The sequence below is a fragment of the Natranaerofaba carboxydovora genome (genome assembly GCF_022539405.1).
Classification (GTDB): domain Bacteria; phylum Bacillota; class Natranaerobiia; order Natranaerobiales; family Natranaerofabaceae; genus Natranaerofaba; species Natranaerofaba carboxydovora.
Window position 1 is genome coordinate 2,096,872 of sequence record NZ_CP054394.1, and the last position, 18,765, is coordinate 2,115,636.

Below are 18,765 nucleotides of genomic sequence, written 5' to 3' on the forward strand. Positions count from 1 at the left end.
GTTCCATCTCCACTACTATCTCCTTACATCAATACCTGCATCTTCTAGTTTAGATATTATTTCATCTTCTATTATCTTTCCTCCAAGGTCAAGTTTTTCTAAATTGTCAGTTTCTTTTAAGTGTTCTATTCCTTCATTTGTTATTTGGTTATGCCCAAGAGCAAGCTGCTTTAAATTGTCAGCTTCTATTAGATACTTTATTCCTTCATTTGTGACTGAGGTTCCCATAAGACCAAGGTTTTGTAAATTATCAGCTTCTGCCAGATGTTTTGCTTCGTAATCTGTTATATTATATCCGTGAAATTCAAGATGTTCTAAGTTATTAGCTTTTGCCAAGTGTTTTACTTCATGATCTATTGTTCTATACCCATGAAGTTCAAGATGCTCTAAATTATTAGCTTTCGCTAAATATTCTAATCCTTCTTCACCTTGAATAATAAGTCTCTCTAAATTGTCAACTTCTACTAAGTGTTTTATGCCCTCATCTGTCACTTTTCTACCAAAATCAAGCATCTTTAAATTATCAGCTTCTGCTAAATTTTTTACTCCTTCATCTGTTACTTCAGTTCCGTTAAGCCAAAGCTCTTCCAAATTATCAACTTCTGCTAGGTGTTCTACTCCTTCGTCTGTTACTTCGGTTCCTCTAAGATTAAGCACTTTCAAATTATCAGCTTCTGCCAGATGGACTACTCCTTCATCTGTTACTTCCGTATTGTTAAGATCAAGCACTTCCAAATTATCAGCTTCTGCTAGATGTTTTACTCCTTCATCTGCTACTTCGGTTAAACCAAGGTTAATTTCTTCTAAATTGATTGCGTATTCAATTCCATCGGTGTTAGTTATATCTTCAATACTTGCATCCAAAGTTGTTAACTCTTCAATGTTTTCTTTAGCTACTTGATCTGTTTCTAATTCTTCCTTAATAGCTGCTTCTAAATTTTCATCTGAAATTATTGACTCTTCAAATTCAGCAACTAATTCTTTGTTTTCTTCAATTTCAAATTCAAATTCTTTATCTTGACTTACTCTTTCTTCATCCCTATACCAACCTTCAAATTTGTAACCTTCTTCTGACTCAGCATCTACCTTTACCTCTTTACCTTCTTTATAAATTCCCGCACCTGTAATCTCTCCAGCATCTTCAGGATCAACTTGTATTTCAACTTCGTATTCTGAAGTACAACCTGCTATAAAGACTGTTAAAACTACCAAACTTGCTACCATTACTAAATAAGCTAACTTCTTTACTGAAATTTTTTAACACCTCACATTTCTTCAAAATAATTAATGCATATAAATCGGAATATGTTAGACAATATCTTAATAGAATAAATAGAGACTATTTAATTCAGTAAAGTAGCTATTTTATTCAAATTACTTTTCATCTCTGTAAATTGTTCTAATCTTAAATCAGGCTGTTTGTCCTTTGCAAGCATATGACTATATTCCTCTAATTCTTTGTTAAAATACTCTACCTCTGCTTTTAAATTTTTAAGTTCTTCCTTTTCCATTATCTCTAATTTGGCTTTTACATCTAAAAAGGTTTCATCCCACATCTGAAAAAATTCATAATAATCTCCTATTTCAGGTACAAGCTCACGAGGCAAAGAAGAATTATAGGTAAAATCATATTTTGTTAATTGACTCTTTATTGTGGTATTTATAAATGTTTTATCAGTGTCACTATATAAGTCGCCGTCTTTTTGCTCAATAATCTCAATGTATGTTATTAAATTTTGTAGCTTATTACTTTTTTCTCTAAATTGATTTTCAACTATAGAATAGGCCATATCCTGTTGTTCAAAGTAACCTTGGTAATCCCGATAACTAAAACCAAAAAAAATACCCACTATAAAAATAATAACTATAAAAGAAATAAAATAACCCTTTTTAATAAACTCTCATCCTTCCTTCTTTTCTCAAATAACAATAGTGAATTATTCTTTATTTTTATTTTCATAAGTTTTATCCCTTATGGCATCAACAACATCAACAATAGAGTATTTTGTTTCGCCAAACCTCTCACCTTCCTCTAACTCCTTTACAATTTGATCTTTAAATAAATGTAGAGCATCAATAGTTGCATGTTTAACAACATGATAAATTAACCACAAAAAAACAGAAAGTAAAATAAATATCAATGCAATGCCCAAAACCGACCCTCTCCTCTCTAAATCTAAAACTGACACTAAGGTAGCAATCGTTCTAAGATACATAAATAATCGACTGTGACACAATAATCGGAGAATTACGTCTAAATCAATTATGCTTTTCTAACCACGACTCTACTTCTTTGTAGTCTAATTTTTCAATTATTCCATATTCTTCACCTATTCTAAAATCTTTTTCATTGACTAGATCTGTATCTATTTGATACAGATCTATAGATGTTTGGTATAGATCATACTTGTCTTGATCTTTTCTAGTTGCAACATAATATATAGCATCGCCATCCGTATCCCACCTTACCCCGTAAATCTCTTCCTCAAGGAAAACTCCTCCAGCGACATCTTGTAAATCTAGTTCAGGATGATATGCATTGATTCTTGACGAACTTTCATAATCAGAATCACCATTAGTATCTTGATGTCCCTCAACAAAAACAAGAATATTTTCTTTTGGCGACCAGGCCAATCCATGAGGTTTTTTGTAAGGTTTATAATTAAAATCTTTGCGTTCTACCACATTAGCTAAATATTCATAATTTCCAGTTTCAAGATTAACTACGAACATTCTTACATTTTCCTTGTTAGCTACATCAAAAGCCAGGTGTTGTTTATCATGTGATAATTCAATGCTTTGAATATCCTTGTTTGCTGGAAGCTTAATTTCTGTTTTAATCTCCTGATTTTTAATTTTTAGCTTTTCATTTTCTTGGATAAGCCTATTACCTTCTATTTCAATATCATCACTGAAATCTCTTCCGTATAAAACTTTTGGGTTTGTATAGTATTCAACATCTATATCTTCATCATCGGAAAAATTAGAATACCAATATATAGATATAAGTATAATTACAATTATACTGGTCATTTTTATTATTTTAATGGGACTATTTTCATAAGTCATATATAAAGGTCTCCAATCTAAGTCACAACATAATAATGCTGTTTTTAAAAATTACTATTAAAGTAACCTATTATAATAACCAGGGCAAAAAATAATAACACATATAAAAGTTTTTTAGGATCTTTATTGTTTTTCTTTCTTCTTTGCTTTCTATCTTTTTGATTAGTTTTAAATATTTTCATATTCCTGCTTTCATCTTTACCAAAAGGGCCAGGAGCAGGGCCGCCAACTATCATAGTTCTAAAGCCTTTAATTATATCACCTCCAATTTAATCACTCATTGTTTTTACTTTGCTTACTAACTACAAATTCTTCTTCTCCACCAGACCATTCGATTGAAAATTCTACCTCTTCTTTTCCTATTGGTTCTCTTATCCGCGCTCTACTTGAGTAAGTTTTATCTTCATCTAAGACACCTTCTTCACTTTCCCTGCTTGAGCCTCCTGTCGAAATTGAGCCTTCGGTATCAAATAATTCTCTTAGATAATAAGAATAATCAAGCTCAGTTATCTCTGAGGGATTATCACCCAAATATTCAACTTCCACATCATAGTAACCAAAGAATTCTAAATGTTCTTCACCATCATCATCCATCCACTCATAGTCGTAAAATTCGAACTCAAACTCTACATCCCAGTAATCACCCTGACCTCGATAAACGACTTCATTTATATCGTGCAATTCGTAAAATAAAGTATCCATAAATATATCAGTAGCTTCTCTTGTCTTTTCAGGGTGTTCATTTGGATCAACCACATAATATGCTAAAACTATATTATTCGAACTTCCAAGCATTGTGTTATCATCACGTATCTCAGAAAAATAGTCCATATCAGACATAACAACTCGATAGTCCATAGGAAAGTATTCTTTACGCTCATAAACGCTGTCAAATTGATAGATAAAAAAAGGGTCATTTTGTTCTCCTGCTTTATAAGATTTTGGTGATATAGGTAAATCTATGTCTAGCGGGCATTCCAGGCTTTCTTTTTCATCTAGGTTTAACCCTTTTTCTTCAAAAACATTTTCTACATGTTTGTACGTAAGTGATTGTTCATCAATAGCTTTTTCTAGATTATCATCATATTTCAACGGCAATTCTTGAATTTTTGTGTTATTATCCTCTGTACATCCATTAGCAGTTATTTTTATAGATCGAACTCCTACACTACTTTCTAATCTCTCTATTTCATCACTTTTTTCTTGTAAAGTTGTAGTCTTAGCTCTTACCTCAAAATCCCCTGATTTGTTTAACTTCATGGTTTCCTTTACTTCTAATTTATCTCCAGGGTTCAGTAATTTTATTTGGGATAATGGAAGTTCAGTTGTAAATGCCTTCTTACCTTCAATAATCTGACTATCCTCATCCAATATTGCAAAACGAATTATTGGTTTATCATGCTTTAATTTTATTTCATCTTCTCCTATATACTCTAGAGTGCCTTTTAAGCTAAATTCTTTTCCAGTTTTAATTTGTTCTGGCCCTTCGACAAATAGATAAAAGTTATCTGTTTTTACTCCACTTCTAAAATCGGATTCTTTTGCAGCTTGCTCATCATTATTACACCCAACCAAAAAAATTAATCCAATTAATAGAACTATTAAAACAACTGATTTAAAATAGCTATCAGATTTCAATATTTCACACCACTTTCTTAAGTTTATCTTAACAAAGGCTATGACTTATTCTTTTTCTAAATATAATTTATTATATAATTTGTCTAAAACATCTAAAGCTGGACTTAATGAATAAGAACATAGCTACAGGTATTAAGTTATAAAAATAAGTAGAACTTTCGTTTACAATCAACTATGTTTACCCTTCTACCAATATAACTTTTTAAACATTAAAATGTTGCACCAAATATAAATTTTCATTAAAAAAATCAAGGGGTACTCCCTCAAAATAGCTGCCCCTTGATTTTTCGTGACAATGGTTTTATTCCTCATATACATTATCGGGTTCATTGTCATCGATGGTATTTGTTTCGAGAATTACTTCAGAATCTTGGACATATATTCCTCCTCCATCAAACCCTGCTCCAGCTTTATTATTATTTATTACATTATCTTCTAAGCTAATATTTGATTGACCATATACATAAATTCCTCCGCCTCTTCGTTTGGAACTATTTTCATTAAGATTATTATTTTTTAGAGTCACGTTAGAACCGCTAACTGCTAGCGCTCCCCCATCATGTTCAGCAGTATTCTCATCGATTGTATTCTCATTTATCAAAGCATCAGAAGATGCAACCAGAACTCCTCCACCTTTATAATCAGAGCTATTTTTGTATATATCATTATTTTCTAATTCTATATCAGAGTTTGTCACAGTGACTCCTCCACCACCGAGCCTTGTTGCATTTATACTATTCTCGTTGATATTGTTATTCTTAATAACGGCATTAGAATCACTTACACTAATACCACCAGCCCATTCTTCTGCACTATTTTCTTCAATAATATTGTTATCTACAAATACTTCAGATCCCACACCAGCAGAAATAGCTCCACCTACATCATCGGCCTGATTATTACTAATCATATTGTCCTTAATATCTACCTGTGAATCGCCTACATATATACCCGCACCAAATTGGCTACTGTTTTCACTAATGATATTATTACTTATAGTAGGAGATGCACCATCATATACAAATATACCTCCTCCGGCAATTATCTCACTACCTACAGGTTCTATTGTCTCACCACTTCCTTCTTTAATGGTGAAACCCTTAATAACAGCTTCTTGCTCTTGATTTTGAAAAGCCACTACCGCTCCATTTCCGCTACCATCAATAATTGTATCTTTTACAATTTCATCATCATAAGGGTTAGTACTTCTAAGTTTAATGTCTTTTCCTCCAAAGTCTATATTCTCTTCATATGTCCCAGGTTCTACTTCTATTACATCGTTATTGTCAGCTGAGTCAATAGCATCTTGGATGCTTTCATAGTCACCTGGAACTACTATATCAGCCCCGGCTAACTCTACCTCTTCTTTCTTGTCATCAACCTCTGCACTACATCCTACGAAAATTAATATCCCGGTCAAAAGTAACATTGACACCATAACAAGTGATAATATATTTTTTCTAATTAACATCCCTCCTCGTCACTCCTCATTATTAATTTTAATAATAAACCTTTGGTTCTACCAGTAATAAATATACGAACCCAATAAAAAAAAGTACAATTCCCATTATAAATCCACTCAAACTCACCAACAATATTTACCTTCCTTTTCAAAAAAATTGAACCAAATACTAAGCTTCTACTATTCCATTTTCCCTCTAAATTTTTTCCACAAATATAAGTTTGAAATTATAAGTGCGACGATTACAATACCGAAAATTTTGTTTAAATAGTGCTGATTATGAAATTGATCAATTTTTTCAAATTTCACCCCATCAGGTATATCATAAGATAAGTTAAGACCAACCCTTGTTATTTCATCCATAAATTCCTCATCAAAATCTTCATCATCAACCCTAGCAGTCCAGCTAATTGATGGTAGTCTTCCTTCACTTTCATCAGGATGAAGAGTAGTTACATCTTTTAGTTTCCTGCGTTTGTTTTCTTTAGACTCTTTATGTCTATACAGAATTATCTCTGTTTCCCCCATATTGACAGCTGTCTGGCTGAAGCTAATAAAAATACCGATTCTTTTTAAAGGCAGGGAATTATAATCATTAATTCTATCAAAGACATCTGCCATGAAGATAAAGTTTTCCCCGTATCTTCCTCCCCGTCTATTGAGAAAATTCCTGTATTCTTTTTTTAAGGTTACTGACTCATCTATCTCACTGCTTTCTCCTGTTATCTTCAAGCCTTCACTACCCTCATTATCTACCTTTTCTATATCTAATCCCTCAGATACATTATTTACATCTTCCATTTCAAAATCTTCTAATCTATCATTTATTTCCATCTCCTCATTCGAAGGATTAAAGTAATGCCTGGTAATCAAAATATAAAACCTGCCGTCCCTGTCGCCATATCCTCTAACAGTTATTGTCATATACGGTTCTTCTGACAAAAATTTATATTGGTCCTTGGATTCCTCTTGAGAATGGGGGCTTCTGGCTGCAGTTTTGGAAAAATTAACGTTTAATATCAGAAAAAATATTAGAATAAAAATTGTAACTTTATCTATTCTGTTAGTGTTACTAACCATAATTATTTACCCTCTTTCTGCTGAAATTTAGCTGATATTTTTCCACCAAAATACTCACTAAAACTTTTTAAAAACCCTTCTACCAATATAACTTTTTAAACATAAAAATGTTGCATCAAAACTAAAATTTTTTATAAAAAAATGGAGGGGCATCCCCCCTCAGCCTGTAGTTTCGTCTGGATTAACCCACCCAACCTTGTTGCTAGGATAAAGGTGTTAATTTATGGCTTTCTTAACCTAAATAATTTAAACTAGCTTTTAATAAAATTAAAGAATCAATAAATAGAGCCAGATAATAAACCATAGATAGAATTGAAATGACAAAGGAAAATGTACCACCTACACCAGACTCTATCAAAAGATAAGTTGAAAAAAACAGTAGGCCTAATGAAGATAACATAACTACAAGAAAAGTATCTTTTTTATCTTGATCAATTAATATCTGCTTCCGCTTTTCAAGTGTTAGTTTTTCTGTGCTTTTTGGGCTTTTTAAAACTAGTAGTCTATTAACTATTATCCCTAGAGTAATCCCAACAAAAAAAGCAGATGTAATATTCAGTCCAAATACATATGGCTCCCTTGTACCAAGTTGTAGGATTAAAAGTACTGATAAAACACCCATATATATTTTTTTAAACTCTTGAAGTGTATATTTTTTGCTCTCATCTACTATAAAACCGCTACCTAAGATACCAAAGGGAAAAAACAAATATCCTGTATTTACTTTTTTAAAATAAGTCCACAAACCTAGCATATCAGCTCTCCTCACAATTTCACCAGTAATATAAAAGTAGTGAAAAATAAAATTATTTATTTGCTTTCTCTATTTCTCCTATTTTAATTCCAACAACTGCAGCAGCTGACTGTGAAGTTTGCATACGGCTAATTGCCTGGATTCGGTTTCTCATCCTGCCATTTTACTCCATTATTTCTCAGATAAGAATATACTTCGTCGACTTCTTCAATTACAGTTTAGCAAACGAATGTAAGATAACTCAAAGGTAGCATTAAAATTTTTGGAAGCTTACTGAACGCTATTCAAGGATTATTTAGTAGTATTTTGTTAGGAACCACGACTTTTTATCTGAGGAGCATATTATCTACTATTACTAATAACAATCCATTTTGTCCTAAAAACGTTTTAAGATTTAGAATAATTGGATATGCAATATTAGCATTTTCAGCATTAGACTTTCTGTTTAATATACAAGATTTTACGGGCACCATGTTGCTGGCTTTTATACCGTATTTTACTATAAAACTTTCGACCCTGATCTTTTTACTACTAGGACTATTGGCTTTGACTTTAGCAGAAATTTTTAACTTAGGCTTCAAAATTAAAAAAGAAAATGAACTAACGATTTAAAGTTTAGGTGGAAAGTAATGAAAATAGTAGTTAACTTAGATGTTATGATGGCAAAAAGAAAAATCTCTCTTACTGAACTTGCTGAAAGAATTGGTATTACTAAGGCAAATTTATCTATATTAAAAAATAATAAAGCTAAAGCCATTCGTTTTTCTACTTTAGAAGCAATATGTAGAGAATTAAATTGTCAACCAGGAGATATATTAGAATACCAAGATAACAACAACTAAGGGTTTACAATTTTATTTTTATACACTTTTCTTATTTTCTTAAACAACAAAACAAGAAGTACTATAACAACAATATAAACACTAAATACCCCAAACCTTATATTTGCTGTATAATGAAAATTAATTTCATTTCTTCTTTCATAAGGATCAATATACCAAACTAAATTACCATCAGATATTTTATCTGCATTATGACTTCTTAACACTCCAGGTGTATCAACTATTACTTTTAAATCAATATTATTACTATATTTTTCTAGGTCCTGTAAATCCAAGTATCCGTCCAACATGTTATCAGATATTCCAAAGTTGTATTGCATATTTATATCATTATGATGGAATGTTCTATGACTTCTTGCACCTGAAAGTATTGAACCCGATTCCTGTACACCAAACAAATGTCCAAAGTGAACATCATTAAAGGATTTATTATTAATACTTTCTAATAAGAATATATAATACTGGTCATCTTCAGTTAAATTGTATATATAACCTTCATCTTGTGCATTTTCTAGGTTTCTATAAAAATTATTTTTAATATATTCTCTGACCTCTTCTTTGTCTTTATCTATTTTGCTTTTATCTATTTTTACAGTTAATGTAATTTTGTTGCTATCGTCAGAATTTATTTGTACATGGTAGTTTGCATCTATAAAACCACTAGTTATTATAAATGTAAATAATAAGAATAGAATGGATATACACTTTTTATAATTGAATTCCACTTATCCAGCTACCTCCCCAATGGTACTATGATATTCATTAATAATCAACTGTGCCGCAGTAATCAGACTATATGTATTAATATTCATTACAATGAATATCTATCAATTCATAAGTAGTATAAGTGCTTGAATCTTTCATATTTAATCATTCTTTCATTAATATAATAATCTCTTCTAATTGCTCACTGATTTTTTCCCACTCAACAATTACTTCTGTTTTCTCATCACCTAAACCATCAGGTAAAGTCTCACCTGTAAAATCTAATTCCACAGGTTCCCCTTCCTCTAAGAAAGGTTTCCCCCCACCTCTGCCTCCTCCTCTTTTACCTATACCATCTTTATACGGATAATATAACATCAGATTAATAACTTCATCATGATTATCACCTGTATAATGTATTTTGTATGTCTTTACTTTTATCCGGTTGTGTATCTACATCCTCTAATTAGAATTTTTACTTTTTGATAGATGGTTTTTTATTCCAGTTTTGACACCATATATCCCAATAGTTAAGCAAAGTAAACTAATCGGTAGATTTAAACGTCCCTCTAAATCATCAATATAGATAGGACATAGTTTTTCAGTTTAATCTTTCTTCAACTTCTTCTGCATGGGATGTTAAAGCAATTATTCTGTAATCTTCCAAAAGGTTTTTAATTAAATTTTCATCTATATCATTTTGGGTTTCGATATCTGCATCATCTATAGTGTAAAATATTGATTTTATAGCTTGTAATTTCTCCTTCTTATCAGAAGAAATTGAGAATTCTTCTTTTAGTAGGAATTCTTCATTTAAGTGAAGTAATTTTCGTCCTGAAGTATCTAATATAATTACAAAATCATTTTGGTTTACATTAAGATCAGGTTTACTGCTAATTAACTGAGTACCATCTGATATATTCCTGCTATTATGTAGACTAGAATTCCAGGCCTTTATCCTTTCTTCTAAATCATTATCGTCAGACATAAAGTCTTCAAGGTGATTAACAATGCTATCAGAACTGTTATTTATTTTTCGCATGCCACCTTTTTCGACTGTATCATAATGATCTCTCACTGACTCAGTGACAGTAGCGTTATAATTATTTAGTCCAATTAGAGCTATTATTATTAGAAGCAATAATATTTTATATTTTCTTTCTATAGATGATCTATAATAAATAATTAAAATTGCTGATAACGCCAAAACAAATGAAAGAATACCTAAAATAATAAATCACCCCAAATCTTTTCAAGGCTTTAATCAAAGGAAACAAAACTTTTTACTATTCCACTGAACCAAATCACTTAACCTTCAAGCTTAGCAATAATACATTGTCGTTTTTCTCTATTAATCATTTCTTCTTCTGATACCAAATCGGATGAGATTTACTGTTTATTATTTATACTTTCAAGCCATCTACAATTCCCCTTACTTAAAAGTCTTCTTCCCCAAGAGCAATCTTGGTTTTGATAGTACTTATTAAATCTTTATAAAGACTATAGATCACATATATCCCAAGAGTTCCAGCAGGAATATAGATAAAAATAGACAAAAACAATGACAGCCTTGCAATTCCCTGAGTAACTGCTCCTACTACAGCTATCATAAAAGCTACTTCTAGTAAAACTCTAGCTACTTTTAAAAAGTTTGTTTTAACAGTTATATAAGATCTCCTGATACCATCAATTACCCCGGTGTCATCTTCAACTATTGAAAATTCGTGAAAAACTAATAAAACAAATATAACTAAAAAAACTATAAATAAAATTGCCAGTACTAGTAAAATACCTCCAGCTGCTGCAAAATGAGGAGGCGCACCGGCACTACTTCCAGGCAAAAACATGGAAATTACAAGTAAAATAGCTAGAAGTGCAATGACAAAATAGAATATCTTAGTTAAAAATAATCTCACAAGAAAATAGCGAGCATTATTAATAAACCCTTGAAAACTTGCTTTGTTTCCCAAAAAGTCATCTTTTATCAAGCCCAAAAAACCCGCCTGAACAAAACTAATAATTATCCCCAAAATCAAAAGTGGCACAACTAAATACATCACATTTGTTAAAGTAAGCGTCTGAAATAGTTCTTCAAAAGCTAAATCGTTAGAAAGATTAAGATTTCCCAAAATTAATTCCTGAAGCCTGGGCAGTTCTACCTCTACCACTTCAGTTATATTTGGAGGAATACCAGGTAAGGTAAAGTTTAAATTAAAACCCCCTACAAGGTTGAATCCCCCTATTAGAAAATAAAAATAAAGAATCAAATTATATGGTAAAGGTATTACTAAGATTTTTGGATTATTTTTGATCCTCTCCATCGAATTACCAAAAAACACTATTCTCTCTCCTCTCCTCAAAGTCATTGTATTTAATTTCCTAGTTAATTAGTCGACTTTTTCTATTTTAAACATATCTTTATGAGCAAAATTGCTAATTTCATTTCTGTTAGGAGATGGGGCTTCATTCATTTCTATTTTTAATATCAATGTCTTCCTCCTTGGCTTCGGCCTTTCCCTTTTTTACAGCACTCTTTACTAAAAAATAACCTCCTATGACAACAACAGCTGCAATAACAATTAAAATTATGGAAACAATAATTAGCTCAATCATTCCAAACCTACCTAACATCTAAATACCTCCTTTTAATAATAATAAAAATATCAACAGTGGCACTTCTATCGGAATATATACTAGTTGAATTGTTATTCATTATTTGATATAGCATGATCCGTAAACCATTTACATATTTGTTTATAACTTAAACTGCCTCTAGCTACACTTAACATAAATGAAACAACTTCCTCCTGAGTAAATTCAATCTCATATCCATTTGCTGTAAAAATTGTTAATGCTACAACAAAAGCAGTTCTCTTATTTCCATCTAAAAAAGGGTGATTATTAGCAATCCCAAACAATAAAACAGCTACTTTCTCAAAGATTTCAGGATATAATTCCTGATCATCGAAAGTAGCTAACGGTGAGGAAAGAGCACTTTCTAAGGCATTTTTATCTCTCAGTCCATAACTACCAACCAGTAGATTCAATAACACTTTTGTGAATCTCTAAAACCGTTTCTGATTCAACCCATTTCATTTTGCTAATTCCTCTAAGGCCGGCTTATATTTTTTTATGATTTCTTCCGCCATTTTTAATTGATTATCTTTCTCCAAACGCTTTTCAAGCCTTTCTAAAACATTTTTTAACTCTTCTGGAGAAAGACTAGCAAGTTCTTTCACTAAGTCTTCATGTGCTCTCAATTTGATTCCCCCTTTGCTACTATTATAACCTATTGAATACTCATTTTACAATTTCGCATCTATAATCTACTGTGACACTTATGTCAAAATTAAAACCTGATAATTAAATTAAAAAAGGCACCTACAATTGTAATCACAATAAAAAGAATAAGGATAATCACACTAAATTTTTTTAAAAATCCCTGACTTTTAAATTTTTGAATTATACTCATAAACATAAGTCCCTCCTACCCAAAAATGGGTTTCCCCATCTGTTTTTGAACTTTAATTTATCCATTAACTCCTGTTAATGAATAGATTCAGCAATATTAATTATTTCTTCTTTTGCTAATTTACCAGTGATAGAGTGTTCTATTAATTTATGATCAATAAACAAGACGGTTATATAATCATTTTTATGATAGACAATCATACCTTCATATCCATCTATTTCTACATCTTCATCAATCTCTTCTGCATTTGGGTAAGCACTAGCTCTTTCTTCATTTTCAGATAATTCTCTTTGAGTCAACCTCAATAATAAATCTTCATCGTTCTTAAATGTTATATGGGCGTTATAAACTTCAGGGGAAATATCAAATTCATCCAACTCATACCCAGGCGGCAGATATTCTGGTAAATATACACCTTCATCTTTTAATTCTAACTCAATCTCATCTAATTTTTCCTCAGGTAGCCAGTTGTATTGTACGTAGTGCCCATCCTCTTCACGGCTAATATCTAAAACAACCGACCTTAGTGCCTCTGAAGGAGAAGTAAAGAAAGCACCAACAGAAAAATTAATAAATATTAGGCCTAAAATTACAAAAGAAATACTTTTGCCGACTTTTTTTAATCTCTTTTTTCCTCGGTGCTCTTCTATGTCCATAAGTAATTTGTCCCATTTTTCTTTTTCGAAGTGTTCATTCATTAAATATCACCCTGCCTCAGGATATTTTTCTCTATTAGACTTTTCCTCAAAAATGCCTTCTACCAATATAACTTTTTAAGGATAAAAATGTTGCACCAAATTTAAAATTTTTTATAAAAAATTGAGGGCATCCCCTCAATTTAATTTTAGTATATATAGCAATCTGATATAGTTTAAAAATGTCTATTTTCTCCAAACATACTTCTTAACTTATCTAAAGCCCTCTTGTATCGTGAGCGAAGAGTTGTTTCTTTTTCATCTAACTTTGCACCAATCTCTTCAAAGGTAAGCTCCTCGATAATTTTATAGTAAATAACCGATCTATCTTTTAAACGCAGCTTATCAATATATTCATTAATCAACTCTTTTTCTTCAATTTTTTCTAAATAATCTTCTGGATATTCTTCTGGTTTTTTAACCTTCTTATAATTGTAATCTACTTGAATTTACCCTTGCATTTTTTTAAAAAGAAATATAATATAATTATAGAAAATCAACTTAGTTAAGTCTATTAATACAATATTTCTTTGATATTTGATCTAAAATCGTCTAAAAGTTAATAGTCAACAGTAGGTGCCCCTTTTGGGGGAGAATAGGGAATCAGGTGCAAGTCCTGAGCGGTCCCGCCACTGTAACCGGGGATGACTCCTGTAATACACCACCCGTGTCAATAAAAATAAGGCACCGGGGAAGGTACAGGATAAGAGGATCCGGGAGCCAGGAGACCTGCCTGCTGTGGGCGTGTTAGTGATGAGAGATGATGGTAAAGTCTCCAACTGTATTTTAGTTGGAGGCTTTTTTTATTACATTATTTTAATTTAAGATTCTACTGCAAAAAATCATATGAGCAATAAGCAATGAGCAAAGTTTTTTTCTAATTTCAATACATCTTTATAAGAAAACAGGAGGGATAGAAAAATGAACATTCCAATTAAGATTAACAGTGATAATTGCCGGGGATGTCGTCGCTGTGAGATGGCATGTTCCTGGCAAGAGAATGGTATGATTAATCCAAAAAATGCAGGGATTAAAATTCATATCCTTGATGAAGTAGGCAAACATCTCCCAGTCCTAAATCAACAGTGTTACGAAGCTTTTTGCGGCAAAGAACCAAAAGAAGCAGCTGGTCAAGGCATTCCTAGCTGTGTCTTTGCCTGTGCATTTGATGCCCTAACCATGGGCGATACGGATGATAACCAAAATGAAAGTATAGAAAATGAAGGGGGAATGAATCATGCCTAATGATGCCTGGGCAGGACAAATTCTATGGGTGGATCTAACAAGCAAAGAAATTACTAAGAAAGATCTTCCTGAAGAGTTGGCTGCTAATTATCTTGGTCAATCAGGGGTAAATGCTAAGATTTTGTATGACTCGATAAATGAAGACACTCGCCCCTTTGATCCAGAAAATCCTTTAATATTTGGAACAGGGCCTTTAACAGGAACACTTGCGCCTTGTTCTGGAAGATATACTGTAACGTCCCTCTCCCCTTTAACTAACTTGTTTGGCGATGCCAATTCTGGAGGACATTTTGGGCCTGAGCTAAAATATTCAGGGTTTGATCACATAGTTATCACTGGTAGTTCAGAAGAGCCAGTGTATCTATGGATAAATGAAGGTGAAGTAAAAATAAAGTCAGCTTCTCATTTGAAGGGACTTGATACATGGAAAACAGAAGATAAGATAAAAGCAGAATTAGGACAAGAGACAGCACAGGTTGCTTGTATAGGCCCTGCAGGCGAAAACCTTGTCCGCTTCGCAGCAGTTATTAATAATAAATGTAGGGCTGCAGGAAGGACTGGTATGGGAGCTGTGATGGGGTCAAAGAATCTAAAAGCTGTAGTTGTTAAGGGTTCGGCAGGTACTACTGTAAAAGAGCCAAGCTCCTTTCTTGGTGCAGTTCGAAAGAGTGAAAATGACATATTTAATGACCCCTTGTATCCCAATGCTTCTAAATATGGTACAACTGCCATTACAGGGCTTGCCCAACATTTAGGTTTTTTACCCACAAGGAACTTTCAGTACTCATCTTTTGAGGGAGCCGATAATCTAAGTGGAGATGTAATCCTAGACAACTATACTATCAGGCATAAAGGTTGTTTTAACTGTCCAGTAAGCTGCAGTCGCTTTTACAAAGTTGAAGACGGAGAATATTCAGGAACATTCGGTGAAGGGCCAGAATATGAGAGTATATCAGCATTAGGTCCAAAATGCGGTAACGATAATTTACCTTCAGTGTTAAACGCCAATACTCTCTGTAACAAACTTGGATTAGATACGATCTCCTCGGGTAATATGGTTGCCTGGGCTATGGAATGTAGAGAAAAGGGGCTTTTGGCTGACAATCTTACAAACCCTGAAGGTGAAGTCCTTGAATGGGGTAATCACCGGGCAATAGTAAAACTTATTAAAATGATAGCAAACCGCGAAGGTCTAGGAGATATCCTGGCTGAAGGAGGAGTAAGAGCTAGTGAAAAAATCGGCGGAAAAGACTATTTGGTTCACTCAAAAGGATTAGATTACCCTGCAGTTGATGTCCGAGGGACAAAAGGCATGGCGCTAAGTTTTGCAGCATCACCCAGGGGCGGTGACCATCTAAAAGGACTTCCTTTATACGAAGTTGCACCCGATGTTTATAAAGATGACATAAAAGAAGAACTAAATATTGAAATTGGTGATGAGTACTGGAAAGAATACAATACAAAAGCAGAGCTTATAACCTGGCATGAAAACTGGCACTGTGTGGTTGATTCCCTTGGGCTTTGTAAACTTGAGGGCATAGCCCTAAAGCCGCTAAAACCACGTCATTTTGTCAGTCTTTATAAGACTGCGACTGGAATGGATATTACTGAAAAAGAGATGGAACAAATAGGAGAGCGTATCTATAATTTAGAAAAACTTATTAATATAAAGGTTGGAGATGTTAAACGAGAAGATGACTTACCACCCAAAAGGCTCTTAGAAGAACCTATTAAGAATGGCTTAAATAAGGGTGAGAAGTTAAAATCTGAAGACTTCAATAATTTGTTAGATGAATATTATAAGCTAAGAGGATGGGACCTGTCAGGACGCCCACTAAAAGAAACTCTAGAGAAACTAAACTTGGCTTAGAAGATACATCCTATGTTCACCTGCTATAGTGTGAGTGTGTGGTGTGTGTGAGTATCACACTATTGCAGGTGAATTAAATACATTTTGCAAATGTATACCAACAGCTCATTACTAGATCTGTAAGGAAAATTTAAGCAAATTCCGTAGACTCTCTTTCTACTAATTTTTTGTAAACATGTGCCGTAGCTAGAAACGATATAGGCATAGTAACCAAAAGCCCTATTCCCAGCAGTAAAATTCCGCCAAAATTAATTAATACAACTGCAAGAAAGAAAACTATTAATTTTAATAATCGACCTTTGGTCAGTCTAAAGCTTGCTTTTAGCGACTCTATTATTCCCATGTCTTTATCTACGATAAAATAATCGAAAAAGAAAAGCTTTATAGCTAGTAGAATCCCTGGAATCATTCCAGGTAATCCCATGATAACTAAAAAACCAACAATCAGAGGTTGTGTGCCATCTGTGATTCTGTACAATGTATCAAAAGCAAGACTTGTTGCAAATAAAATAAAGGGCATCACAACTATTAAAGTAACAATCAACACTACTGCAAGATAAATTATAAATGAGATAATATACCTAATTAAATACTTGAATACATTTAAGAAGTCTGAATAACTATAAGCTTCATTTTCGTAAGCTTTCAATGTAATCTTAATCATCCCAAGGGAAAAAATCAAAGATAAGGCCATGCTTATTAAATCAAACAAAAATGATACAGGAAGATCCCTAACCAGAAGGCTCCAAAAATCTACCCCAAATATTATTACAAAGTACAATAGCATCAAAACAACCCAAAAACCAACCTTCTCGACAAATTTCCCCCAGCCAAATTTAATAGCCTCTCTTGTAGAAAAAATAAAAATCCTTCCTTTCTTTTTATAAATCTTCTCCATCTTTTGAAACAGGAGATTAAAATTCTTTCATTTCCACGACTCTAAATCTATCATCTTGATGAAAATTATTTACCCTAAAAACATATTCACCATTTATTTCTTCGGCATTTTGTTTACCTTCTATCCGGTATAAAAACTGGTATTCTAAATAATCCGTCATCCTATCTTCTGCCATTTGTTCAGTAACTTTCACTTTAAGATTGTCATCATCTTTTTCTAAAATGTTTTTTTGACCATAATCGCTAATTACTGCTTCTTGAAATTTTTTATAATCTGTAGTTTCATATAATCCTGATAATCTATAATTAGATGAAGTATAATTTTTAGTTTCTCCTATAAGAGAATCAAATGTTTCTTTTTTGGTTTCAGTGTCAAGTTTTTTAATGAATTCATAATTTTCTACTTCAATAAGTAATTCCTCTTCTAATTCCTTGTGATCAAATGTAATACTTGGTTCAGATGGGGCTATATAATCCAAAGTTCTTAAGAGACCTTGTTCATTTTTGAGAACGGATAAATAGTTTTCAACTGTACTTCTTGCCTGTTGTTGTGGATTAGAGCTATAAAAGTGATAAGAAAGCAGCCCCAAAACCAATACCACTATTGAAATTCTTCTTACTATTTGTTTGGTTTTTAATTCTTCTTTTTTTCTAAATAAGCTAGCCCAAACAAACGTTATAATCCAAAGAATAGAAGGCATAGCTTCTGGTATTAATATAAGTTCAGTATAGTTATACAATATATAGCCAATAGATCCTAATACATTTACCAAGATAATTAAATTAGCATCTGCGTGATTTTCCGTCTTTGCCATAAAAGATGGTACAAAGTATAAAAATACTACTAGCAAAGGAAATATCACTTGAAATATATTAATAATTACACTCACGATCATCCCTTCCTTTTACCTCTAACTCTCACATCTATCAAGCCCAGATGGAACACTCACAGTAACATAATACCATAATATCAATACCCTGCCAATTGATAGTTAAGGTGTTTTAAGAACATTGCTACATTATATTTTTGATGTTA

24 protein-coding genes and 1 riboswitch are annotated in these 18,765 nt (G+C 32.4%); of the genes, 4 read left to right on the forward strand and 20 right to left on the reverse strand.

Annotated elements, in window-relative coordinates:
• Nucleotides 1-15 precede the first annotated feature (15 nt).
• The 9 genes from ACONDI_RS09950 to ACONDI_RS09990 all read right to left on the reverse strand — a co-directional run bounded on the left by ACONDI_RS09950 (nucleotide 16) and on the right by ACONDI_RS09990 (nucleotide 8,003).
• Nucleotides 16-1,224, reverse strand: a complete 1,209-nt coding sequence (locus tag ACONDI_RS09950) for an InlB B-repeat-containing protein (protein ID WP_241078393.1) — start codon at nucleotides 1,222-1,224, stop codon at nucleotides 16-18.
• Between the two features lie 119 nt (nucleotides 1,225-1,343).
• Nucleotides 1,344-1,790, reverse strand: coding sequence for a hypothetical protein (locus tag ACONDI_RS09955; protein ID WP_241078394.1), 447 nt, complete (start codon nucleotides 1,788-1,790; stop codon nucleotides 1,344-1,346).
• A 147-nt stretch (nucleotides 1,791-1,937) separates the two neighbouring features.
• A complete protein-coding gene (locus ACONDI_RS09960; protein WP_241078395.1) occupies nucleotides 1,938-2,153 on the reverse strand; it encodes a hypothetical protein in 216 nt (71 codons plus the stop codon).
• A gap of 106 nt (nucleotides 2,154-2,259) precedes the next feature.
• Nucleotides 2,260-3,069 carry a TolB-like translocation protein gene (locus tag ACONDI_RS09965; RefSeq protein ID WP_241078396.1) on the reverse strand — a complete coding sequence of 270 codons (810 nt, stop codon included), beginning with the start codon at nucleotides 3,067-3,069 and terminating at the stop codon, nucleotides 2,260-2,262.
• 44 nt (nucleotides 3,070-3,113) lie between these two features.
• Complete coding sequence (locus tag ACONDI_RS09970) at nucleotides 3,114-3,305, reverse strand: hypothetical protein (protein ID WP_241078397.1); 192 nt, start codon at nucleotides 3,303-3,305, stop codon at nucleotides 3,114-3,116.
• Nucleotides 3,306-3,342: 37 nt separating this feature from the next.
• Nucleotides 3,343-4,707 (reverse strand): hypothetical protein, encoded by a 1,365-nt coding sequence (locus ACONDI_RS09975; RefSeq protein WP_241078398.1) that lies wholly within the window; start codon nucleotides 4,705-4,707, stop codon nucleotides 3,343-3,345.
• A 301-nt stretch (nucleotides 4,708-5,008) separates the two neighbouring features.
• On the reverse strand, nucleotides 5,009-6,178 hold the full coding sequence (locus ACONDI_RS09980) for a right-handed parallel beta-helix repeat-containing protein (RefSeq protein WP_241078399.1): 1,170 nt from the start codon (nucleotides 6,176-6,178) through the stop codon (nucleotides 5,009-5,011).
• A gap of 171 nt (nucleotides 6,179-6,349) precedes the next feature.
• Nucleotides 6,350-7,249, reverse strand: coding sequence for a hypothetical protein (locus ACONDI_RS09985; protein WP_241078400.1), 900 nt, complete (start codon nucleotides 7,247-7,249; stop codon nucleotides 6,350-6,352).
• A 232-nt stretch (nucleotides 7,250-7,481) separates the two neighbouring features.
• Nucleotides 7,482-8,003, reverse strand: a complete 522-nt coding sequence (locus ACONDI_RS09990) for a hypothetical protein (protein WP_241078401.1) — start codon at nucleotides 8,001-8,003, stop codon at nucleotides 7,482-7,484.
• A gap of 282 nt (nucleotides 8,004-8,285) precedes the next feature.
• Here ACONDI_RS09990 and ACONDI_RS15840 point away from each other — a divergent pair, with 282 nt between their 5' ends.
• Together ACONDI_RS15840 and ACONDI_RS09995 are read left to right on the forward strand one after the other, a co-directional pair.
• On the forward strand, nucleotides 8,286-8,615 hold the full coding sequence (locus tag ACONDI_RS15840) for a DUF2975 domain-containing protein (RefSeq protein WP_476739061.1): 330 nt from the start codon (nucleotides 8,286-8,288) through the stop codon (nucleotides 8,613-8,615).
• Between the two features lie 17 nt (nucleotides 8,616-8,632).
• Nucleotides 8,633-8,845 (forward strand): helix-turn-helix domain-containing protein, encoded by a 213-nt coding sequence (locus ACONDI_RS09995; RefSeq protein WP_241078402.1) that lies wholly within the window; start codon nucleotides 8,633-8,635, stop codon nucleotides 8,843-8,845.
• On the opposite strand, the gene ACONDI_RS10000 is transcribed toward ACONDI_RS09995, so the two are convergent.
• From ACONDI_RS10000 to ACONDI_RS10040, 9 genes are all read right to left on the reverse strand, one after another.
• The gene (locus ACONDI_RS10000) at nucleotides 8,842-9,570 is read right to left on the reverse strand and encodes a DUF3153 domain-containing protein (RefSeq protein WP_241078403.1); all 729 of its coding nucleotides are present in this window, start codon (nucleotides 9,568-9,570) and stop codon (nucleotides 8,842-8,844) included. The genes ACONDI_RS09995 and ACONDI_RS10000 overlap by 4 nt on opposite strands.
• Before the next feature lie 145 nt (nucleotides 9,571-9,715).
• Nucleotides 9,716-9,928, reverse strand: coding sequence for a hypothetical protein (locus ACONDI_RS10005; RefSeq protein WP_241078404.1), 213 nt, complete (start codon nucleotides 9,926-9,928; stop codon nucleotides 9,716-9,718).
• Nucleotides 9,929-10,151: 223 nt separating this feature from the next.
• A complete protein-coding gene (locus ACONDI_RS10010) occupies nucleotides 10,152-10,757 on the reverse strand; it encodes a hypothetical protein (RefSeq protein WP_241078405.1) in 606 nt (201 codons plus the stop codon).
• 229 nt (nucleotides 10,758-10,986) lie between these two features.
• Nucleotides 10,987-11,889, reverse strand: a complete 903-nt coding sequence (locus ACONDI_RS10015) for a DUF7847 domain-containing protein (RefSeq protein ID WP_241078406.1) — start codon at nucleotides 11,887-11,889, stop codon at nucleotides 10,987-10,989.
• Between the two features lie 124 nt (nucleotides 11,890-12,013).
• Nucleotides 12,014-12,181: a hypothetical protein gene (locus tag ACONDI_RS10020; protein ID WP_241078407.1), complete on the reverse strand. Its 168-nt coding sequence runs from the start codon at nucleotides 12,179-12,181 to the stop codon at nucleotides 12,014-12,016.
• A 74-nt stretch (nucleotides 12,182-12,255) separates the two neighbouring features.
• Nucleotides 12,256-12,603, reverse strand: coding sequence for a type II toxin-antitoxin system death-on-curing family toxin (locus tag ACONDI_RS10025; protein WP_241078408.1), 348 nt, complete (start codon nucleotides 12,601-12,603; stop codon nucleotides 12,256-12,258).
• A 39-nt stretch (nucleotides 12,604-12,642) separates the two neighbouring features.
• Nucleotides 12,643-12,810, reverse strand: a complete 168-nt coding sequence (locus ACONDI_RS10030) for a hypothetical protein (RefSeq protein ID WP_241078409.1) — start codon at nucleotides 12,808-12,810, stop codon at nucleotides 12,643-12,645.
• A 286-nt stretch (nucleotides 12,811-13,096) separates the two neighbouring features.
• Nucleotides 13,097-13,720 carry a DUF4367 domain-containing protein gene (locus ACONDI_RS10035; protein WP_241078410.1) on the reverse strand — a complete coding sequence of 208 codons (624 nt, stop codon included), beginning with the start codon at nucleotides 13,718-13,720 and terminating at the stop codon, nucleotides 13,097-13,099.
• A 173-nt stretch (nucleotides 13,721-13,893) separates the two neighbouring features.
• Nucleotides 13,894-14,166 carry an RNA polymerase sigma factor gene (locus tag ACONDI_RS10040; RefSeq protein ID WP_277397854.1) on the reverse strand — a complete coding sequence of 91 codons (273 nt, stop codon included), beginning with the start codon at nucleotides 14,164-14,166 and terminating at the stop codon, nucleotides 13,894-13,896.
• A 108-nt stretch (nucleotides 14,167-14,274) separates the two neighbouring features.
• Nucleotides 14,275-14,468, forward strand: a riboswitch (cobalamin riboswitch).
• Between the two features lie 170 nt (nucleotides 14,469-14,638).
• On the opposite strand from ACONDI_RS10040, the gene ACONDI_RS10045 reads away from it, so the two are divergent.
• Both ACONDI_RS10045 and ACONDI_RS10050 read left to right on the forward strand, forming a co-directional pair.
• Nucleotides 14,639-14,962, forward strand: coding sequence for a 4Fe-4S dicluster domain-containing protein (locus ACONDI_RS10045; RefSeq protein ID WP_241078412.1), 324 nt, complete (start codon nucleotides 14,639-14,641; stop codon nucleotides 14,960-14,962).
• Nucleotides 14,955-16,832: an aldehyde ferredoxin oxidoreductase family protein gene (locus tag ACONDI_RS10050; protein ID WP_241078413.1), complete on the forward strand. Its 1,878-nt coding sequence runs from the start codon at nucleotides 14,955-14,957 to the stop codon at nucleotides 16,830-16,832. Before ACONDI_RS10045 ends, ACONDI_RS10050 begins: the two co-directional genes overlap by 8 nt.
• A 130-nt stretch (nucleotides 16,833-16,962) precedes the next feature.
• Here the strand turns inward: ACONDI_RS10050 and ACONDI_RS10055 are convergent, their stop codons facing one another.
• Both ACONDI_RS10055 and ACONDI_RS10060 read right to left on the reverse strand, forming a co-directional pair.
• Nucleotides 16,963-17,730, reverse strand: coding sequence for a DUF975 family protein (locus tag ACONDI_RS10055; RefSeq protein WP_241078414.1), 768 nt, complete (start codon nucleotides 17,728-17,730; stop codon nucleotides 16,963-16,965).
• A gap of 16 nt (nucleotides 17,731-17,746) precedes the next feature.
• The gene (locus ACONDI_RS10060) at nucleotides 17,747-18,619 is read right to left on the reverse strand and encodes a superinfection immunity protein (protein ID WP_241078415.1); all 873 of its coding nucleotides are present in this window, start codon (nucleotides 18,617-18,619) and stop codon (nucleotides 17,747-17,749) included.
• Nucleotides 18,620-18,765: the final 146 nt, after the last annotated feature.